We start from the raw sequence: 20,983 nt of genomic DNA on the forward strand, positions 1-20,983 counted from the left end.
TCACTTAATAATGAAAACAAAAACTTACGCTGGTATTCCAGAAGAATTAGCAAAATTAGAAACTGCTAAAATCGTATTAATTCCTGTACCTTATGATGGTACAAGTACATGGCAAAAAGGAGCTGATAAAGGTCCTGATGCCTTTTTAGATGCTTCAGCAAATATGGAGCTTTATGATATTGAAACGGATTCTGAAGTGTATCAACAAGGAGTATTCCTAGCTGATGCTGTTACAGAAAACGCATCGCCAGAAGCGATGGTTGAAGCGGTTCATCAAGCTACAAAAAAGTATATAAAGAAGAATAAATTTGTTACCATTTTTGGTGGAGAACATTCAGTATCAATAGGAACGATTAGAGCTTTCAACGAAATGTTTGAAGATATAACAGTTTTACATATTGATGCACATGCTGATTTACGCGAAAGTTATGAAGGCACATCATGTAATCATGCTTGTGCGGTTTACGAAGCCAGCCAAACGACGAACTTAATACAAGTTGGAATTCGTTCTATGGATATCATTGAGAAGACTGTAATGGACGAAGACAAAACGTATTTCGCTCATGAAATGGCAGAAGATGATAGTTGGATGGATTCTGCAATTGACCAAATGACGGATAACGTGTTTATTACATTTGATCTAGACGTTTTTGATCCTTCAATTATGCCAAGCACAGGTACACCAGAACCAGGAGGATTATTGTACTACGAAACATTAGAATTCTTAAAGCAAGTATTTGAAGAGAAAAACGTTGTAGGTTTTGATATCGTAGAATTATGCCCTAATGAAAACGATAAATCATCAGATTTCTTAGCAGCAAAATTATATTATAAAATGTTGAGTTATAAATTTCAAGATCAAAATATAGAAGATGGTTTTGAAAGTAATTTCAACGATTCAGCAAACACAGGTAATAAAAAATCTAAATTCGATACAGAAGATGACTACTAATAAAGGCGAAATTTCAAAATTCATAGAAAAGTATTATTTACACTTTAATGCAGCAGCTTTGGTTGATGCAGCAAAGGGTTATGAAGATCAACTTAATTCTGGAGCAAAGATGTTAGTGTCTTTAGCTGGTGCAATGAGTACTGCGGAATTAGGAAAGATTTTTGCAGAAATGATTCGTAAAGATAAAGTGCAAATAGTGTCTTGTACAGGAGCAAATTTAGAAGAAGACATCATGAATTTGGTGGCACATAGTCATTATAAACGTGTGCCAAACTACAGAGATTTAACACCTCAAGACGAATGGAATTTGCTTGAAAAGGGATTAAATCGTGTAACTGATACATGTATACCTGAAGAGGAAGCGTTTAGACGTATTCAAGAGCATATTGTTAAAATATGGCAAGATGCTGAGGCTAAAAGGTGAACGTTACCTTCCGCATGAGTATATGTACAAATTATTATTATCTGGTGTTTTAGAAGAGCATTATGAAATAGATTTGAAAGATTCTTGGATGTATGCTGCAGCAGAAAAAAACCTTCCTATTGTTTGTCCTGGTTGGGAAGATAGTACAATGGGTAATATTTTTGCAAGCTACGTACTTAAAGGAGAATTGAAGGCAAGTACCATGAAATCTGGGATTGAGTATATGACATTTTTAGCAGATTGGTACACAGATAATTCTGAAAACGGTATTGGCTTTTTCCAAATTGGTGGTGGTATAGCTGGTGATTTTCCTATTTGTGTAGTGCCAATGTTATACCAAGATATGGAACGTACAGACACACCTTTCTGGAGTTATTTCTGCCAAATTAGTGACAGTACTACCAGTTATGGATCGTATTCTGGAGCTGTACCAAATGAAAAAATTACTTGGGGAAAACTAGATATTAACACACCAAAATTTATTATTGAAAGTGATGCGACCATTGTGGCGCCACTAATATTTGCTTATCTCTTAGATATGTAATGGAAGATCATAGGATTGAAAATATAGAATTAAAATACTTAACTGTTGATGATTTTGAGGAATTAAAATTAGCAACATTAGAGTCTTATGGAGGCGTTTTAGATTCCTATTGGAAAAAGCACCACATAGAACGGTTAACATCCATATTTCCGCAAGGACAAGTTGTAATTAAAATTGATGGTGTTATTGCAGGTTCTGCATTATCACTCATTGTAGATTATGATAAAATAGACGACAACCACACATATGCAGATATTATTGAAGGGGAGACGTTTAAAAATCACGATCCTTATGGAGATGTTTTGTATGGTATTGATGTTTTTATTAAGCCAGAATTTAGAGGTTTACGTTTAGGACGACGTTTATATGATTATAGAAAAGAAATCTGTGAAAACTTAAACCTAAAAGGGATTGTTTTTGGAGGTAGAATGCCAAATTTTCATAAGCATAAAAATCTAACACCTAAGGAATATATTGAAAAAGTAAAACGTAAAGAGATCCATGATCCTGTTTTAAATTTTCAGATTTCTAATGATTTTCATCCTGTTAGAGTTTTAAAAGGCTATTTAGAGGGAGATACAGCTTCAAATGAATATGCTGTGTTAATGGAGTGGGATAATATTTATTATACCAAGAAAAGGAAAAGAGCTAGCAGTGTAAAGTCTATTGTAAGGTTAGGTCTTATTCAGTGGCAAATGCGTCCGTATAATACTTTGGAGGATTTAATGCAGCAAGTAGAATTCTTTGTAGATAGTGTTTCTGCGTATCGTTCGGATTTTGCATTATTTCCAGAGTTTTTTAATGCACCTTTAATGGCTAAGTACAATCAATTACACGAGCCAGAAGCTATTAGAGAATTAGCAAAGTATACGAGTGCAATTGTAGAAAAAATGCAACAGCTGTCTATTTCTTATAATATCAATATTATTACGGGTAGTATGCCAGAACTTATTGATAATAAATTATATAATGTAGGCTATTTATGTCGAAGAGATGGGAGTTTAGAGCGTTATGAAAAACTTCATGTTACACCAGACGAAGCAAAAGTTTGGGGAATGCAACGTGGTAATAAACTGCAAACATTTCAGACTGATGCTGGTAAAATAGGGATTCTTATATGTTATGATTCTGAATTTCCTGAATTATCAAGATTATTGTCTGATGAAGGCATGGATATCTTGTTTATTCCATTTTTAACAGATACGCAAAATGGCTATTCTCGTGTGCGTTTATGCGCTCAGGCAAGAGCTGTAGAAAACGAATGTTATGTTGCAATTGCTGGTAGTGTAGGTAATTTACCTAATGTAAATAATATGGATATTCAGTATGCGCAATCAGCTGTTTTTACACCTTGCGATTTTTCATTTCCTAATAATGGCATAAAAGCAGAAGCAACAACCAATACCGAAATGATTTTAGTTGCTGATGTAGATTTGAGTCTTTTAAGAGAATTACATTCTTTTGGAGCTGTGAAAAATTTAAAAGATCGAAGAAAAGATTTTTATGATGTTATACGAGTAAACAAATAAGTATTATATTTAAAAAAAAATTAGCTTCAGAAATATTATTGAAAAATGAAATATCCATTGCTAAAAGTTTATCATGGAGAATCATTTTTAAAATGGATATAACATCTGACATATAGAAAAAATAGAATTTACCTGATGAAACCAAAAGACGCACATTTAAAACGAGTTATAGTTGATTTTAAAAAATTGACACCAGAAATTTTAGCACTTCTGGTAGAGAAATATCCTGATGGATATGACGATGATAATGTTATCTCGTTTAAAAATGCAAAAAATGAAACAGTCGAAGCAGTTGAAGTGACTACTGAAGATACCAAGTATTTGGTTAAAGTAAGTACCAAGCTAGAGCAAACGATGGAAAATTATGACGAAGAGGACTATGAAGATTTTGAAGATGATGATCCAGATGCTGTAGTTGATCCAGACTTAGAACCAGGAGCTGACGACGATGATTTTGAATTAGATACGGAATAATTATTCACGTTTTGTAATTTACTGTAAGAATTAAATTCGTCTGTTGTACAACGATATAGACGAATTGAATTCTGAATTAAAATAATATTAATTTTAAATGGTTGAATTATGGATACATCATTTCACATGTCTTTGCCATGTTTAAGTGTAAAAGAAACTAAAGACTTTTACATTAACAACATCGGAGCTTCTCTAGGAAGAACTAGCGAATATTGGTTAGATATAAATTTATTTGGTCATCAACTAACGTTTATTCAAGCCGAAAAATTTAATTTTAATAGCCCAAATTATGTTTTCGAAGGTAAAATGTTACCATCGTTTCATTTTGGAGTGATAGTAAGTGTTGCAAAATGGGAGGAACTCTATGCAAGACTTAATAGTGAAAACTTAGAAGTGGTAACTCAAACCACTTTTTTAAAAGATAAAACAGGCGAGCATTTGTCGTTTTTTATCAATGATCCTAATGATTATATGTTAGAATTTAAGAGTTTTAAAACCCCTAAGGACATGTTTAAATCTTAAAATGTTTCCCGTTGTTGCTTATCAAATAGCAAACACTATCAACATTAAAGCTAGCAAACAACAATTACAGTGGCAATTGTTGTTTCAAGATAGTGATGAACTTTTTTATTCGAGTTCAGATAATAAATACATTTACTTATTTCATTATGGAATTATTAGCTTTTTCAATATGTCTAATGTTGAAATTGACGATGCGTTAGCTTTAATTCAACCATTTTGTGATAATTACTTGTCTGAAAAAATTACTGAAGAGCTTAGTGTTGTCATTCAACCCAATACGCTCGAAGTTAATTTTGAAAGTACAGTACTGCCAGAATTAAATAGTGAAATGATTAGATTGGTTATGCTAAACACAACGCAATCAGTAGCTCTAGATAGATATTCTGAAATTACCCAAGCGTTAATAAGTGAGACCAACGAGCATACTAAGTATCTAGAAATTAATGGAAGACTAAATATTTCAGGAAATAAATTAAAGCGATTTATTGGGAAAATATTGAATATTAAAAACAAAATTTCTGAAAACTTATACATTTTTGACTCTCCAGATAGTACCTGGGAAGATGAACAGTTAAATAAATTGAATGTTGAGCTTAAAAAAACCTTCGATTTAAAAGATCGATACCACTTAATCCACAATAGAATTGAGATAATAAAAGAGAATTTAGAACTCTTTAAAGATATTTTGGATCATAGAGAAAGTAGTCGGTTAGAATGGATTATAATTATATTAATCTTAGTTGAAGTCGTAGATATGTTTATCCTAAAACTGTTCTAAAATTAGAAAAAAGAACTTAGACAATGTACCACGGAAGTTATAGCCAGGAAGGTTATAGACTAAAAGCATTTGGGCTTGAGGTGGCAAATTCCCAAAACTTAAATTAAGATTTTACTATTAATACTAATTTTTATTCAACATGAAAAATAAACAATTTATACTAGCATTTATATGTTCAGTTGTTGTGATGAGTGCAAATGCATTTTCACTTTTAAATAGCAATACTCAAAACAAGAAAAAAGTCACTACAATGGCTGTTTTTGATGGTTACGATGCAGACGATGGTTACGCTTTTGTAATTAGAGAAGATGAAAACGATGAAGATAGTGAAGAAACAATCTACTTTACAGAAATTACAGATGCAGCTTTAAAAGCCGGAAATCTAAAATCTGAAGATATGATTGGTAAGCGTTTTGAAATCACTTACGAGATTACTGAATACGAAGTAGAAGACGACAATGGTTACATAGAAACTTTTGAGAGTTTTAAAATACTCGAAGTAAAAAAAATGTAAAAATAATAGTGTCTCAAATAGGTTTTGAGATCAGAAATACAATACGATTTATATTGTTAAGAACAGGCTGCTATGTTTCTAGCAGCCTGTTTTTATGTTTTATTTCAACTAAACGATATCATCAATATGCATTAATAGTATTATTTTAGAAAATAACATCTATAAAAGAGTGACTTTTCTTTACAATTGGTGTTATATAAATATAAGTATAACCGAAAAAGGAAAAGTAGTTAGTCTAAAATATTAAGAACTGTTACTTTTGCTCGATTTTTACCCTAACACTAAGAGATTATGAAAACAATAAAATTACTTGTAGTTGCTATATTATGTTTAACAATACTTCCTGTTGCAGCACAGAAAAAGGCGAAAATTAAAGGGAGTAAAGTTGTTGTGGATGTGTTTGAAAATTTGGATGCTTTCAACGAAATTGAGATCAATGATGGTTTAGAGGTTTCTTTAATGCAAACCAATGCTAATGGCTATAGTTTAAAAATTGATTCTAACTTAGTAGATGTCGTTAAGTTTAAAGTTATGGATAGCGTACTTAAGATATATCAAACGCATAGAATTACATCTAGTAAAAAATTAGAGCTTGCCGTAACTTTTCAGAATTTAAATAAAATGACGTTAAGAAATGGTGCTAAAATTGAAGGTCAAAATAAGTTTATTCTCGATTCATTAGCCATGACGGTTTCTGATAATTCTAATTTTGAATTAGACGTAGAAACACAAGTCACAAACATCATTATAAACGGAAGCTCAAAAGGTAAAATTCAACTTAAAAGTAATGAAGCTAAGATTACTTTAAATGATAATGCATTTTTAAGGGGAAGTCTTTCTATTGAAGATTTAAATTTAACATTAAACGAACGCTCAGATATTAATGTTGAAGGTGATGTAATTAACATGAATTTAATTACTACAGGTTCTACAGATATAAAAGCGAAGAATTTAAAAACAACCAATGCTAGTTTACAGGCTTCAAATTCATCAGATATTTATTTGTATGTGAGTAAGGAATTAGGGATTTATGCAAAGGGTAAAAGTAATATTTATGTTTACGGAACACCACATATAACGGTTGATGGCTTAAATGATAAATCTCAAATTATTAAGAAATAAGTTTGTTTTCGATTTACTTATAGACCATAAACATTCTTACTATAAAATTAATTGGAAGCCAACTTACTGAGTTGGCTTTTTTTTGAGAATACTTCCCAAATAAAAACTGAAAAGACAATGGTGTATTCTAAAGCAATAATCCATAGATTTTCAGAATTTTCAGTATTAGAATACGCCAAATAACTCAGAACAATCACTATAGACCATACCAACGGATATTTGTAATTAGTAAAAACACTAAAAAATACTAAAGTTGCAATATACCATGGGTGAACAGTTGTACTTAAAAAGAGATACAACGTTAGTACTAATAACATCGAAGATATTAATTTGGCAATGCTGTCGTTTTGTTTGAAAAACGTAAACCCTAGAATAATAAGTATAGAGATTATAGGGAGAATTTTACCAATAATAGCAATTTCATTATAACCGGTTATAGCATAACCTATGGATCTAGTAAGGTAATAAATACTAGCATTAAATTCAAAATTGCCAAACCATAGGCCTACGGTTTTTGTGTAATTAGTTATAAATTCCATAGAAAAGAATGGAATAAAAAGTAGAATGGAAGTAAGGCCAGTAATAGCGTAAAATACTATTAGTTTTAATAGATTATTGACAGTTACTTTTGATTTAGAAAGCTCACCATTAATTGCATCAGGCTCCTTAAATTTGACATCTTTCTTAAAATAGCCAAAAAACAATGGTAATAACATCAACGGAATTAGTTTTACAGAAATAGAAAAAGCCATAATTACTGCTGCCCATTTCCATTTTCCAATATGCAATACATATAAAGACCAAACCAGAAAGAAAATCATTACACCTTCAAAATGAAGATTGCCAGTGAGCTCAATAATTATAAACGGGTTTAAAATGTACCAAAAGATTTTATTTGACGGTAATTTTAAACGTTCTAATAGCTTTTTTCCAAAGTAAAGCGTTCCAATGTCTGCAGCTATAATAATTAGTCTTAAACCTATTACAGAGCTCAAAATACTTGTGCCAGGAAATAGATTGGCCAAAACAAAACATAATTGGTTTATTGGAGGGTAATTGGTGAAATGCGATGCGCTTAAACTACCCATACCATTATGTAATTCAACTTGATTTGGGAAGTTGGTAAGTATCCCTTGTTCCATTTGAAAATCTGGAGTAGATAAGTAAGGATTTAAGCCAGATAAAATCATTTGACCATCCCAAATGAAGCGATAAAAATCTTGCGACAAATTAGGAATAGCAAAAAGAAATAAGAGTCTAAAAATAATTGAAAAAACGACTAGTAATCTAAAGTTGAATCCCGAAGACTTAATAATTTTATAGGCAAATACAAATAATGCAACATAGAGAATTAGCAGTTGCGCAGTTTGTAGTCGTGTTATACTATAGGCAAACCATAAATAAAGGATACAACTCGCAATAAAAAATAGAACTGGAATTTTGTGATATTTCCAAATCGCAATCACACTTTAGAACTAAGTGATTTAAAAAACACATAACCAAAGCCAATAAATAACATTAAGTGAAATGGAAACAATCCAAAGTCACCACCTTGGTCACCAACAACAAAAGCACTGTACATCCCAAAAGCGAAATAGAGCATTAAAACACCTTCAATAATCACGTGTGGAGAGACCTTTTTTATAAGGTACTTGTTGCCTTTCCATGAGTCTCTAATGGTACTTATATTAAATTTTGGAGTACGAACAAATTCACTTCGTTTACCAATATGCCCTTCTATTACAGCGATAGAATTATGGAGCGAAAAACCCATGGCTATTGAGAAGAAGGTGAAAAACATACCAACATAATTAAAGAATTTTTTAAAGCCACTGCCATAGATACTTTTGTACATAAACCAATAGCAAACAAAAAAGATGATGGTACTTGTTACAAAAAAGCTCATTACGTAAAAGTAATTTCTTAAATGAGCATATTCGTTCTTTATATATAACATCGGAATACTTAAAATAGCCACTGTAAAAATGCTTAAAAACATTGTGCTATTTAGTAAATGGAGTATACCATGTAATTTAGTTTTGTTAGAAATGTTTTCAGATTTTAAAACGCGCCAAAGCATTTTTCTAAAGTTCTCAGCTCCACCTTTATTCCAGCGAAATTGTTGAGATCGTGCTGCACTAATCACCACAGGTAATTCTGCAGGAGTTTCAACGTCTTCAAGATATTTAAATTCCCAGTTTTTCAACTGTGCTCTATAACTTAAATCTAAATCTTCAGTAAGTGTATCTCCTTCCCAATTACCAGCATCGATAATACAGGTTTTTCTCCAAACACCTGCTGTGCCATTAAAGTTGATAAAGTGGCCTTTACTATTTCTTCCAACTTGCTCTAAAGTAAAATGGGCATCTAAAGCAAACGCTTGAATTTTTGTTAATAAAGAATAATCTCTATTTATGTGTCCCCAACGTGTCTGAACAACTCCTATTTTTTCATTTTTAAAATATGGAATAGTACGTTTAAGCCAATTAGGTTGCGGTAAAAAGTCAGCATCAAAAATGGCGATAAATTCACCTTTTGCAATTTCTAAACCTTCTTTTAGTGCACCAGCTTTAAAACCACTTCGGTCTGTTCTAGTAATATGAGTAATGTCTAAACCCGTTTTTGCTAATCGATCTACATGCAACTTGGTTGACGCAACAGTTTCATCTGTAGAATCATCTAAAACTTGAATTTCTAACTTGTCTTTTGGGTATTCCAATAAAGCAATATTGTCCAATAAACGCTCCATTACATACATTTCGTTAAAAACAGGGAGCTGTATAGTAACTAAAGGGATTTCTTCAGGATTTGAAAAATCAAAGGTCTCACAATCTTGTCTTTTCTTTTTTGAAGATAAATAATTGTAGAGTAGATTTAATTGCGCCAAAGCGTACATAAATATAAGTACAATGGCGATGGTATATATAACAATAACGATTGATTCGAGAATCATTTTTTAAAACTGTATTTAAAAATCCAACCTAAGATTTTTATGCCTGCAAAGATAGCACCTTTTATCGTACCTGAAACTTTTGAGACACCAATTCTGTTTCTATAATTAACAGGAATTTCCCTATATCTTAATTTTTGTTTTAATGCTTTGAGTTGCATCTCTACCGTCCAACCATAAGTTTTGTCTTCCATATTTAAACCTAAAAGACTAGAGTATTTAATAGCTCTAAATGGACCTAAGTCTGTAAATGTAGATTTAAAAAATAGCTTCATTAGGTTTGTTGCTAGCCAGTTACCAAATATTTGAGGCGTAGTCATAGAACCTTCTTCTCTTAATTCTTTAACACGTGCACCAACAACAAAATCAATGTTTTCTTCTAATATAGGCTGTATGATTTTAGTTAACTCTTCAGGGTAATCACTATAATCTCCATCCAAAAAAACAATAATGTCTGGTGTTTTTACTTGTTTTGAAATATAATCCATGCCTTTTAAACAGGCATATCCATAACCTTTTCTGTTTTCAGTTAAAACTGTTGCTCCTGCATTTTTAGCGTTGATTTCAGTATTATCGGTTGAATTATTGCTAACTACAATAATTTCATTGACTATAGATGGTACGTCTTTTATAACAAGAGGAATTGATTCTTCTTCATTATAAGCAGGAATAATAACTTTTATATTGGGCATTGAGTGCGTTTGAAGGTGCAAAAGTAATCTTCTTATTTTTGATTTACTAAATCCATTAAGTCAACATCGTTTCCTAAAAGCACTTCTGTTGGATTGATACGTCCTTTCATAGAGTCATTTTCTAATTTTAAAACACCTCTTGGACAAACAGCAGAACAAATACCACAGCCAACACAACTAGAACGTACTATGTTTTCTCCCTTTTGAGCATAGTGTCTTACATCAATACCCATTTCACAACTGTTAGAACAGTTACCACAAGAAATACATTGACCACCATTGGTAGTAATTCTAAATTTTGAAAACAAACGCTGTTGGAATCCAAGAATCGCTGCCATAGGGCAACCAAAACGACACCAAGAACGGTTTCCTAAGATGGGATAAAACCCAGTGCCAATAACTCCAGAAAAAATGGATCCAATATAAATGCCATAAGCAGATCTTAAGGCTCCAGCTTTAATGTAGAATAAATGGTCTGTATTGCCAGTAAAATGCATAACGAGTAAAAGCGTAATCACAATAAAGTAACCAATAGCTCCATATTTAGCATCCTTTCCTAATTCTTGTCTTTTAAAAAACATAACCGCAGCAAAGACCAAGGTTAAAAATCCAATAACTAAACTGATGAACACATCTCTTGTAAGCCAAAAGTCATTTTTATCATAGCCTAAGTAGGTATACACCATGGCAACAGTCATTACAATAGAAAATACTAATACCGTATGGATTAACCAACGTTCTAATTTCCAAGCCGACATTTTTTTAGACGATAATTGTCTAAAAGAATCACCAGCAGTTTCTGCTAATCCGCCACATCCACAAACCCAAGAGCAATACCAACGTTTTCCATATTTATAGGTTAAGATTGGAGTTATAACAAAGATGGAAAGGATACCAAATATGAGTAACGCCAAGCCAATGTTTCCATTAGATAAAAATCCTTTTACAGACCATTCATCAAAAATGTAATAATTAAGAGGCCATATACTTTTAAGGTCGTAGTATGGTAAATCGTTGTTCATGACGTACATAAATTCAGGAATCAAAAAGGCAAAACCCAATTGAAAAAACATCACTGAAACGGTACGTAATTGTTGGTAACGATTATGTCTATATTTTAAAATAAATTTATATCCAAAGGCTAAAATAGCAACGGTATACAAGGTGCCGTAAACAAACCATTGGCTCGCATTTCTGCCACTTAAGAGTTGACTTAAAGGATCAAATAAACTAATTAAACCCGTATTTTCTGCTCCGTCAGTACCTAAACCTAGATATTTAGGAAAGAAATAAAGTACAATATAGAAGGTGGTTAAAATCACACCAACAATCCAACCCCAAACTCCACGAGAGGAAATAGATTTAAACCAAACACCATCATTCTTTATGCCTTCTAGTTTTGTAAGGTACGCTTCTCTAGAATACATGATAATACCACCAATTATAGATCCTAACGACAGTGTAAGAAATAAACCTTTATTGGGGAAATTAGTATTAAAAAGCGCTAAGGCTAAAATAAATAAGCCAATAACACCTATGGCAAGAGCTACTTTTTGTTTATTATTAATATCTAAAGCATCTGGTTTTGCTAAAGACATACTATGGTTTAATTTATTGCTCATTTTTATACTGGTTGTAACTGGTTAGTGTAGGCTTTTAAAATTTCGTTTTCAAATCTTGAATAAAATTCAGGATCAAAGTTGGCTTCAGAGAGGTGATTCATCACGTAATCTACATCGCGTTTTTCAGTAAGCCATTGATCAAAAACGTCATGGCGCATTCTAATTCCAAAGGTGTTAATACCTAAAAAATTATGGGTATTTTTATCGTAAGCAACAGTTATACATTTGGTGTCGTCTTCATGTTTCCAATGAAAATGTTGTTCGTATTCTGGTCGTCCGCGTTCTCCAAACACCCAACCATAGGTTTGATATTCGATATCTAAAAATTTAGCAGAATTAAACCAATGGCCTGGTTTGTATTCCATTTTATTTCCGCAAATGGTTTGTGCTAAGGTTTCACCCATCATACGACCAGTGTACCAAACGGCCTCAATTGGTCTTCGGTTTCCAATGGCTTCATGCTGTTCGGCACAATCACCAATAGCATAGACATCTGGAATGTTGGTTTCTAAAAAACGATTCACTTTAACACCACGTCCTATTTCAATATCAGAGTCTTTTAAAAAATCAATATTTGGTGTAACTCCTGCAGTTAAGCCAACCACATTACATTCTAGTTCTTCGCTGGTTTCTTCAATAATAACCGATTTTACATTGCCGTTGTCGTCTGAGTTAATAGCTTTCAGATTTGTAGAAAGTCGTAAATCGATATGATGATTTTTTATATGCCTATTAATCATTTCACTTTCTCCTTTAGGCAATACACCATTCCAAAAGCTGTCTTCCCTAACAAGAAATGTTACAGGAATACTTCGGCTATTCAACATTTCAGCCAATTCAATACCTATTAAACCACCACCAACAATAACAGCACGTTTGCATACCTCATTATTGGGTGCATGTACTTCTAGATTTTCTAAATCTTGTTTGTGGTACATGCCCATTACACCGTTTAAATCTTGTCCTGGCCAACCAAATTTATTGGGTTTACTTCCTGTTGCAATAATTAATTTATCGTAGTGAAGTGTATCTCCTTCTGCAAAATGAAGTGTTTTAGTTGCTGTTTCAACCTGTTTTACGTAACCTTTTTTGAGTTCAATTCTGTTTTTTTTCCAGAACCAATTTTCGTAAGGTTGGGTGTGCTCAAACTTCATATGTCCCATGTAAACGTACATTAATGCAGTACGAGAGAAGAAATAATCGGCTTCGGCTGAGACGATAGTTATTTTTTTGTCGGATAGTTTTCTGATGTGTCTGGCAAGTGTAACTCCAGAAATGCCGTTGCCAATAATAACGATGTGTTCCATGTAATTGTGGTTGTTGATATGGACTATAGGTCGAAGCTTTTGTTAAAACCTTAATCTATTAGTCGAATTTCTTTAAATTTAGGCATAATTTTATAGTATGCGATATCTTTTTTACTTCCTTTTAGGCGTCATTGTTATAAGTTGTGCTGCTGCAAAGTACCAACCAATTAAAATAAATGGTGTCAGTTTTGTAGCCTCTAGAGGCTTAGTGGATGCTTCACATGTAAAACCAATAGTGAACGTTAATGCTAATGCAGCTGCTGTTATGCCATTTGGTTTTATTAAGGATATGAGTCATCCTGAAATAATTCATAATACAGAGCGTCAATGGTTTGGTGAAACACGATCTGGAGCTGGCCAATATATTGAGGAGCTTCATAAGGAAGGTATTAATGTGATGGTGAAACCACAACTATGGATTTCGCATGGAGAATTTACTGGACTTTTAAAAGCGTCTTCGGAAGCCGATTGGAAATTGTTAGAAACGTCATATACAGATTTTATAATAGAATATGCTGAACTGGCTGAAGAATTAAATGTGGAAGTATTTTGTATTGGAACCGAGCTTGAAGAATTTATAAAAGGTAGACCAGAGTATTGGCATCAATTAATTAAAGAAATCAGAACGGTTTATAAAGGGAAGCTAACCTATGCTGCTAACTGGGATGAATTTTGGACCACACCTTTTTGGTCGGAATTAGATTATGTTGGGATTGATGCTTATTTTCCGGTGAGTAACATGCAAACACCAACTGTAGAAGATTGTATAAAAGGTTGGGAAAAACATAAAAAGGGATTAAAGAATTTTTCTGAAAAATTAGATCGACCAATTCTGTTTACAGAATTTGGTTATAGAAGTGTCGATTATTCAGGTAAAGAGCCTTGGCGTTACGATCGTTCTATGACCTCTGTAAATCTCACGGCACAGAATAATGCTACGCAAGCTTTGTTTGAAGCCGTATGGCAAGAAGATTGGTTTGCTGGAGGTTACTTATGGAAATGGTTTATAGATCACAATGAAGTTGGTGGTTTAGAAGACAATCAATTTACTCCGCAAAATAAGCCAGTTGAAGAAATTCTTAAAGTGCATTATGGAAAATATTAGCCATTCTAATTTATAGGTTTAGATTTTAATTTCTGTAATGATTCATAATGTTTAACGTCTAATTTTCCTAAATTAAAGCGTGTGAACCAAAAATCAGTAGTATTCATTCTTATATTTTGTTTAGGTTTTTGGGGTTATTCACAAGAAATAATTGTTTCAGAAATTATAATTAAAGGCAATAAGCGTACAAGAACTAGTTTTTTAAAACGATTAGCTTTTGTTAAAGAAGGCAGTATTCTAGATTCTGCAAGAATAGCGTCGGATGTTAGGCGTTTTAAATTATTACCGTCGGTTGCTAGTGCAAGTTCTAAATTAGAAAAAGTTGATGACGAAAACTATACTCTTATATATACGGTTGTTGAAAATTTTGCCATTATTCCGGGACTGAATGTGTCCCAAGATAATAATGATGATTTTGCTTTTAGGACATCTCTATTCGATTTTAATTTTCTTGGACAAAATCAAATATTAGGTGGGTTTTATGCTAGAAATGTCTTCGACTCCTACGGGTTTTATTGGGAAGCTCCAAATCTCTTTACGCGAAAGTTAGGTGTTGGAATAAACTATCAGAATAATGTGTTACAAGAGCCTATATTTTTTGAAGATGAACGCGATGTAAAATATAAATACACAAGTAGAGCTTTTGAGTTGCGATTGATGTACGAGCATAATTTTAAGAACAGATTAGAGTTTGGAATAAATATCGCTAACGAAGATTATAACTATTTAAGTGGTGAGCTACCTGAAGAGATTCCTGAAAATTTAGGGGTTGATAGAGTGTCTTTTATTGGTGAATATGAGTATAATAACATTACAAATGAATACCAATATGTAGATGGTTTTAGAAGTATTTTTGCCTATAGTTTTACATTGAATTCTAGTGGAGATAATGAGTTATTGCGTAACTTTTTTATTGGTAGAAATGATTTTGAATATTTTAAACGTATTGGCAACAAAGGAAATTGGGCTAATAGACTCCGTTTAGGTTATGCGACTAACGCTACTACACCATTTGCACCATTTGCATTAGATAATCAGCTTAATATAAGAGGTGTTGGTAATACCATTGATAGAGGTACTGCGTCTGTAGTTTTTAATACAGAATACAGACACACTGTTTTAGAAAAAGGATGGTTTGCAATGCAAGCTAATGCATTTGTAGATGCTGGGACATGGCAAGAGCCAGGTGGTAATCTTGGTGATTTAATAGAGGGTGAAAAAGCGACTTTATTTTCTGGTTTAGGCTTGCGTTTTATTCACAAACGAATATTTAATGCCGTTTTTCGAATAGATTACGGTATCAGTTTAGGCAAAAAAGCAAATAATGGGATCGTCTTTGGAATTGGTCAATATTTTTAGTGAGATTTACTCTAAGGATATGACTTTGAATTCTTTAATGGCTTTGTTAGGTTCAATGATATTATAACCTTTCCAAAATTCAGGGTCGTATTGATTGAGGTGTATTGGCTCAACAAGGGTTTTTTCTTTAAAATTATTATAAACAGATGCAGAAATAGTTTCTGTTTCAAAAACGATAAGTTCTGTTTTTTCAATGCTCCTTGCTATAAAGTGAATTTCGCCTTTAACTTCATTTTGTTTTCGCCTGCCTTTTACATTCTTGTTCTTTTCAACAATTTTAAGAGGTCTCTTAATGCCTATTTTTTCACCTAAAGTTTCATCTCTATATTTTAAGGTGTATTTTTTGTTATCACTCATCTGAAAAATAATAGTACCTTCTTTTAAGTATTTATTGTTTGAAATACCAAGTAATGAGAATTTGCTTAGTGGTTTTACATTTTTATAATCAACTCTTATTACAGCAAAATCTTCCGTATTTATATACATAGTACCAGAGTAATCTTCACCTCTTTTAGGTTTAAAAGTAATTACATACACAAACATATCGTTTATATAGGCGTAATCTGAGAGCTCAAATTCATAGCGTCTAGATTTATGTATAAAGTTGAGATCATTGTCTGAATCAATAAAATTATTGTTTTCAAATTGATGAATCATCATTTTTCTCCAATGTAAAAATCCAATTTTACGGATGGAGTCTTTTTTTCTTTGTTCGGCCAGTAATGTGTCTGTAACATCATTTTCCGTTGAGTCATCAAACAAAGAGGAATCTGTACCTTCTTTTACACTAAACCAACCCGATTTTATCTTAAAATAAGAATCGCGTTTCACATGTTTTTTTAAGATGCTGTTAAGTCGCTCTTCATAATTTTTTAAGTTAACCTCTGTTGATTTGTCAAATAATTTACAAGCTTTAAGAATTTCCATTTTTTGAAATTTTTCAGCTTCAATTTCACCATAAAGTTCACCTAGTATTTCAGTGTGATTGTCAATGTTTTTAGGAATGCTTTGAATTAAACTATCTATAAAATGCTGATTAATTTCTGGAATTGTTGACTTTTCTAAATCAACATATCGCTTATCCATTTTTATATAATTAGATGTTCTATAAAAGAGTTTTCTTTTAGTGTATCCAAAATCATAATTCACCAAAAGTCCTTCTTTTACTTTATCGAGAATCTCATCAATGGTGTAGTTTTTATTAGTAATTAATACTTCAGACAGATCTACAGTTTGTGGTGTTAGATAGATAGTGGAATTATTAAAGTTTAAAAGTGGAATTCGTTTTTCGTCATAACCTAAGCAGCTTATCATTAATGAATCTGTTGCTTTTACATCGCGTTTTATAGTAATGTTAAATTCGCCATTGTCATTACTAATTACACCAGTTTTTGAGTTGAATTGAATAGTAGCAAATACAACAGGCTTTTCTGTTTTAGAGTCTAGTAATATTGAAGTGAAAGTTTGCTGCCCATAAGACTGATAACAAACCAGTAATACTATTGAGAAAATGATTTTGTTGATTTGCATTATAGAGAAGGTTTTAAAGCAAAGTAAAAGTTTAAGATATGTCTAAATCTCAATTTAATGATTTATTAAGTTAGATTTATATAAAGTTTAACAACTTTAAGATTTTTTATGAATTTAGATGAAGTCGAGGCTTATTAATAATTAAACTTTAGCTTTGAAAAAATTGAATTAAAATGCGAACATTAGTAATTGGAGATATTCACGGAGGATTAAAAGGCTTAATTCAGGTGGTAGAAAGAGCCAAAGTTAATGCATCTGATGCTTTAATTTTTTTAGGTGATTATGTAGATGGTTGGAGTGAATCTGCACAGGTTATTCAATATTTAATAGAGTTATCTAAAACCAATAAATGTATTTTTATAAAAGGAAATCATGATGTATGGTGCGAACAATGGTTGGCTTCAGGTATAATAAACGATGTTTGGTATATGCATGGAGGTAAAGAAACTATTGAGAGTTATAGCGGCTTTTCAAAAGAAGAAAAATCAAACCATCTCGATTTTTTTGAAGGTATGCCTTTATATCATATAGATACTGAAAATCGATTGTTTGTACATGCAGGCTTTACGTCATTGCATGGTGTTGAAAAGGAAATTGATATAAGAAATTTCTATTTTGATAGAACGCTTTGGGAAATGGCATTAACCATGGATAAACGTATTAAGAAAGATTCAAAAATTTATCCAAATCGTTTAAAGCATTATTCTGAAATTTATATTGGTCATACACCAACCATTAATTTTGGTGAAGACCAACCAATGCATTGTGCTAATGTCTGGAATGTTGATACAGGAGCCACCTTTACAGGGAAATTATCTGCTATAGATATTGATACAAAAGCCATTTTTCAAAGTGATAAACTAATGGATTTGTATCCAAATGAAATAGGACGGAACAAGAAGTAGTTAGCAAACATACTTTTTATAATAAGCCAACAACTCATCAGCCGAGGCACCAAACCATTTCTTTACATAAATCGTCCAGAAGTGATATTGTAGTTTCCAAACTCCGTGCTTACGATAGAGTCGTGCTGAGGTTGTCAATTTTTTATTGATAACCGTAAATTCATTCCGAGCATACAATTCATTAATCAGAATATTGTCTTCGTAGATAATATAGTTCTCGTTATAACCACCAATATCGTTGAACAGTGTTTTTGTAATAAACTGACTTTGGTCGCCACCTCTACTAGCACGCCAAGAAAATTGGGTAAGCCAACTGGCTAAACGTAACCACCAATGGTTACTATCAAACTGCATTCTAAAACAACCTGCTTGATTACCTTTTTGAACTTCATTTACAATAAATTGATCAAAATCTTTAGGTGGAAAAGAATCGGCATGAAGAAAATATAAAATACTTCCAGTTGCATGCTTTGCACCCAAATTCATTTGTTTTGCTCTGCCTTTGTCTGAAGATAGTAACTTTATGTCTGGTCGAGCACAGTCGAGACCTTTTGATTGGTTTGAATTCACTTCAGACCTGTCAGGTTTTTGAAGCCTGACAGGTCTAAGTATGCCCAAAGTACCATCTGTACTACCTCCATCAACCACTATAATTTCAGAAATGTTCTTAGACGACGAATTCTCTATTAAATGTGTTAACAAACGGCTAATAGTATCAGCCTCATTTAAAACAGGAATAATAATACTAATCATACAGTACTTACGATAAATTAATGATCGTAGTTTTAATCATTTAAATTCCAATTGTAATCGGTATAGCTTTTTTTAGCAGATGCGGAAATGGTAATATTTGAGTATTGATTTAAGAAATCAATTAAGCTACCATCTTGCTCAAAATCCTTTTTAAACCACTTAAATATTTTTGAAATCTTGATGTTGTCTTTAGACAATTCGTTTTTAGACGTATCCGCTAAAAATTCTTTTGTAGCATTGGTTAATTGTGCATCTAAGTTTGAAGCTGTAAATGCTGTATTCTGAAGTTTTGGGCACGATACAGAAGCACAAACAATAGCAAAATGAATTCTAGGTTCATTCATTTTTCTTAGTATTTTATGCTCAATATCGTTTAGATTTTGCCAAGTATCACCCAATTTCCAAAGCCTTTGATCCCAAGGATCTTTAATATCTTTTATACTTTTTGTTGGGTAATTTCTGAGGATTAAATCTATGGTTAAAGCGTTGTATGCATTAATCCAGTAAGCGAGTTTGTCGTTCTTAGTCCAATCATCATTAGGTTGGTGTAATTTTAATAAATCAATATAACGCTGTAAAGTTTTTGATTCAGCTTTAAGACCTTTATAATTTACATTTCCATCTTCTGAAACATACTTTTTTAACAATGCATTAAAAATAGCATGATCAAAAGCTTCCGTATAAATAAGCTCTGTAGTTACTGAAATGCCATCATCACTTATGGTACCATCTTCCCCTAAGCTTATTTTAGTAGAATTATTGTCTTTTTTTTGTTCTGTAAAAACAAGCTCAGAAGCATTTGTTTCTATAGCTTTATCTTGAGTTGTTTGTTGCAATCCACTACACGATAACGTAAATATTAAGGTGACAATTAAGGCTGATAAATATTTCATGTATGGTGTTTTTAGGTGTTAGATTTACTATTCTGAACTCTTGATGTCCTGTTTTTTTGAAAACGCAGGATACAATTCTTGTTTTAAAAAATCTTTAGGAAAATTTTCATCACCTTCAAAACCGAGTTCAATATCTCTACCATCGTGTGGTATATAATCGGTTTTAAAAATGTAATCCCATAGACTTAACGTTAGTCCAAAGTTGACACCAAACCTTACATCTTCAGGTAATTCTTTTACATGATGCCAGATATGCATTTTAGGATTATTAAAAATGTATTTTAAAAAGCCATAATCCCAACCCAAATTAGCATGGTTAAGATGACCAATAGCAATGCTGAAGAAATAAACAATAGCCACATCTTGTGCGTCAAAACCACCAATGATAGCAATAGGAATATAAAGTATAGATTTATAAACCACAGGTTCCATCCAATGGTAACGTAAGTGTGCGGCAAAGCCCATTTCTTTTACAGAATGATGCACTTTATGGAAATTCCATAACCATTCAAAACGGTGCAAAAGCCGATGCGTATTCCATTGTACAAAGTCTGAAACAATAAAAAAGATAAATAAGCCTAACCATTTAGGAAGTTCATCAACATCAAAAAGTTGAAAGCTAGAAACAGATAGTCCAATAAGACCTAAAACATCATTAAATAGCTCTGAAACTGTATTAGATAAGGCAATGAAAACAATAAGATTCAATAAAAAGAAATTGAAAAACATGTAAAACGTATCTAGCCAAAAATCTTTTCGGAATAAGGCTTGCTCTTTTCTCCAAGGAAATGCAATTTCAAGAATCCAAACTAAAATTGAAATGAGGATAAGACCATAAAAAAAGTTGTCCCAATGATTGAGGTCAATAAGTTCGTATTTGAGGTAATTCCAATATCCTGAATAGGATTTTTTTATGAGGTCTAAGTATTTTTCCATAGTTGCTTCCTGAGTAGGCAGGAATCTTTTTTGTTATCCTGCAAGGTTTATAAAACCTAGTAGGTATTGTTT

The 20,983-nt window shown here is 32.2% G+C and carries 19 protein-coding genes and 1 pseudogene; 11 read left to right on the forward strand and 9 right to left on the reverse strand.

From position 1 onward, the window contains the following. Window positions 1–10: 10 nt before the first annotated feature. From speB to DFQ10_RS02980, 8 genes and pseudogenes are all read left to right on the forward strand, one after another. Window positions 11–952, forward strand: coding sequence for an agmatinase (gene speB, locus DFQ10_RS02945; RefSeq protein ID WP_115815925.1), 942 nt, complete (start codon window positions 11–13; stop codon window positions 950–952). Next, a pseudogene (locus DFQ10_RS02950) lies at window positions 942–1,920 on the forward strand (deoxyhypusine synthase family protein). The gene speB and the pseudogene DFQ10_RS02950 overlap by 11 nt, the downstream one beginning before the upstream one ends. Continuing rightward, window positions 1,920–3,449 (forward strand): bifunctional GNAT family N-acetyltransferase/carbon-nitrogen hydrolase family protein, encoded by a 1,530-nt coding sequence (locus DFQ10_RS02955; protein WP_115815926.1) that lies wholly within the window; start codon window positions 1,920–1,922, stop codon window positions 3,447–3,449. The pseudogene DFQ10_RS02950 and the gene DFQ10_RS02955 overlap by 1 nt, the downstream one beginning before the upstream one ends. A gap of 135 nt (window positions 3,450–3,584) precedes the next feature. Continuing rightward, the gene (locus DFQ10_RS02960; RefSeq protein WP_115815927.1) at window positions 3,585–3,923 is read left to right on the forward strand and encodes a hypothetical protein; all 339 of its coding nucleotides are present in this window, start codon (window positions 3,585–3,587) and stop codon (window positions 3,921–3,923) included. 108 nt (window positions 3,924–4,031) lie between these two features. Beyond that, on the forward strand, window positions 4,032–4,445 hold the full coding sequence (locus DFQ10_RS02965) for a VOC family protein (RefSeq protein ID WP_115815928.1): 414 nt from the start codon (window positions 4,032–4,034) through the stop codon (window positions 4,443–4,445). A gap of 1 nt (window position 4,446) precedes the next feature. Continuing rightward, on the forward strand, window positions 4,447–5,223 hold the full coding sequence (locus DFQ10_RS02970; RefSeq protein ID WP_115815929.1) for an RMD1 family protein: 777 nt from the start codon (window positions 4,447–4,449) through the stop codon (window positions 5,221–5,223). Window positions 5,224–5,362: 139 nt separating this feature from the next. Further along, entirely contained in the window at window positions 5,363–5,737 is a 375-nt protein-coding gene (locus DFQ10_RS02975) for a hypothetical protein (protein WP_115815930.1), read from the forward strand. A gap of 291 nt (window positions 5,738–6,028) precedes the next feature. After that, window positions 6,029–6,859 carry a GIN domain-containing protein gene (locus tag DFQ10_RS02980; RefSeq protein WP_115815931.1) on the forward strand — a complete coding sequence of 277 codons (831 nt, stop codon included), beginning with the start codon at window positions 6,029–6,031 and terminating at the stop codon, window positions 6,857–6,859. Window positions 6,860–6,906: 47 nt separating this feature from the next. Here the strand turns inward: DFQ10_RS02980 and DFQ10_RS02985 are convergent, their stop codons facing one another. The 5 genes from DFQ10_RS02985 to DFQ10_RS03005 all read right to left on the reverse strand — a co-directional run bounded on the left by DFQ10_RS02985 (window position 6,907) and on the right by DFQ10_RS03005 (window position 13,430). Continuing rightward, on the reverse strand, window positions 6,907–8,088 hold the full coding sequence (locus DFQ10_RS02985; RefSeq protein ID WP_317124888.1) for a mannosyltransferase: 1,182 nt from the start codon (window positions 8,086–8,088) through the stop codon (window positions 6,907–6,909). Between the two features lie 233 nt (window positions 8,089–8,321). Continuing rightward, the gene (locus DFQ10_RS02990; protein WP_115815932.1) at window positions 8,322–9,812 is read right to left on the reverse strand and encodes a cellulose synthase family protein; all 1,491 of its coding nucleotides are present in this window, start codon (window positions 9,810–9,812) and stop codon (window positions 8,322–8,324) included. Further along, complete coding sequence (locus DFQ10_RS02995) at window positions 9,809–10,501, reverse strand: glycosyltransferase family 2 protein (RefSeq protein WP_115815933.1); 693 nt, start codon at window positions 10,499–10,501, stop codon at window positions 9,809–9,811. The genes DFQ10_RS02990 and DFQ10_RS02995 overlap by 4 nt, the downstream gene beginning before the upstream one ends. A 32-nt stretch (window positions 10,502–10,533) precedes the next feature. Then, entirely contained in the window at window positions 10,534–12,123 is a 1,590-nt protein-coding gene (locus DFQ10_RS03000; RefSeq protein WP_115815934.1) for a 4Fe-4S binding protein, read from the reverse strand. A 2-nt stretch (window positions 12,124–12,125) separates the two neighbouring features. Next, entirely contained in the window at window positions 12,126–13,430 is a 1,305-nt protein-coding gene (locus tag DFQ10_RS03005; RefSeq protein ID WP_115815935.1) for an NAD(P)/FAD-dependent oxidoreductase, read from the reverse strand. 97 nt (window positions 13,431–13,527) lie between these two features. Here DFQ10_RS03005 and DFQ10_RS03010 point away from each other — a divergent pair, with 97 nt between their 5' ends. Both DFQ10_RS03010 and DFQ10_RS03015 read left to right on the forward strand, forming a co-directional pair. Then, complete coding sequence (locus DFQ10_RS03010; protein ID WP_115815936.1) at window positions 13,528–14,535, forward strand: glycoside hydrolase family 113; 1,008 nt, start codon at window positions 13,528–13,530, stop codon at window positions 14,533–14,535. An 81-nt stretch (window positions 14,536–14,616) separates the two neighbouring features. Continuing rightward, complete coding sequence (locus tag DFQ10_RS03015; RefSeq protein ID WP_115815937.1) at window positions 14,617–15,894, forward strand: POTRA domain-containing protein; 1,278 nt, start codon at window positions 14,617–14,619, stop codon at window positions 15,892–15,894. 6 nt (window positions 15,895–15,900) lie between these two features. Here the strand turns inward: DFQ10_RS03015 and DFQ10_RS03020 are convergent, their stop codons facing one another. Then, window positions 15,901–17,424, reverse strand: coding sequence for a carboxypeptidase-like regulatory domain-containing protein (locus tag DFQ10_RS03020; RefSeq protein WP_115815938.1), 1,524 nt, complete (start codon window positions 17,422–17,424; stop codon window positions 15,901–15,903). 173 nt (window positions 17,425–17,597) lie between these two features. On the opposite strand from DFQ10_RS03020, the gene DFQ10_RS03025 reads away from it, so the two are divergent. Beyond that, on the forward strand, window positions 17,598–18,329 hold the full coding sequence (locus DFQ10_RS03025) for a metallophosphoesterase family protein (protein ID WP_115815939.1): 732 nt from the start codon (window positions 17,598–17,600) through the stop codon (window positions 18,327–18,329). Here the strand turns inward: DFQ10_RS03025 and DFQ10_RS03030 are convergent, their stop codons facing one another. Genes DFQ10_RS03030 through DFQ10_RS03040 form a run of 3 tightly spaced genes read right to left on the reverse strand, consistent with a single transcriptional unit; the run spans window position 18,330 to window position 20,911 of the window. After that, window positions 18,330–19,082, reverse strand: coding sequence for a TIGR04283 family arsenosugar biosynthesis glycosyltransferase (locus DFQ10_RS03030; protein ID WP_115815940.1), 753 nt, complete (start codon window positions 19,080–19,082; stop codon window positions 18,330–18,332). A 32-nt stretch (window positions 19,083–19,114) separates the two neighbouring features. Further along, window positions 19,115–19,975: a DUF547 domain-containing protein gene (locus DFQ10_RS03035; protein ID WP_115815941.1), complete on the reverse strand. Its 861-nt coding sequence runs from the start codon at window positions 19,973–19,975 to the stop codon at window positions 19,115–19,117. 27 nt (window positions 19,976–20,002) lie between these two features. Further along, window positions 20,003–20,911, reverse strand: a complete 909-nt coding sequence (locus tag DFQ10_RS03040; RefSeq protein WP_115815942.1) for a sterol desaturase family protein — start codon at window positions 20,909–20,911, stop codon at window positions 20,003–20,005. Between the last annotated feature and the right edge of the window lie 72 nt (window positions 20,912–20,983).

It is taken from the genome of Winogradskyella eximia (assembly GCF_003386165.1).
GTDB lineage: Bacteria > Bacteroidota > Bacteroidia > Flavobacteriales > Flavobacteriaceae > Winogradskyella > Winogradskyella eximia.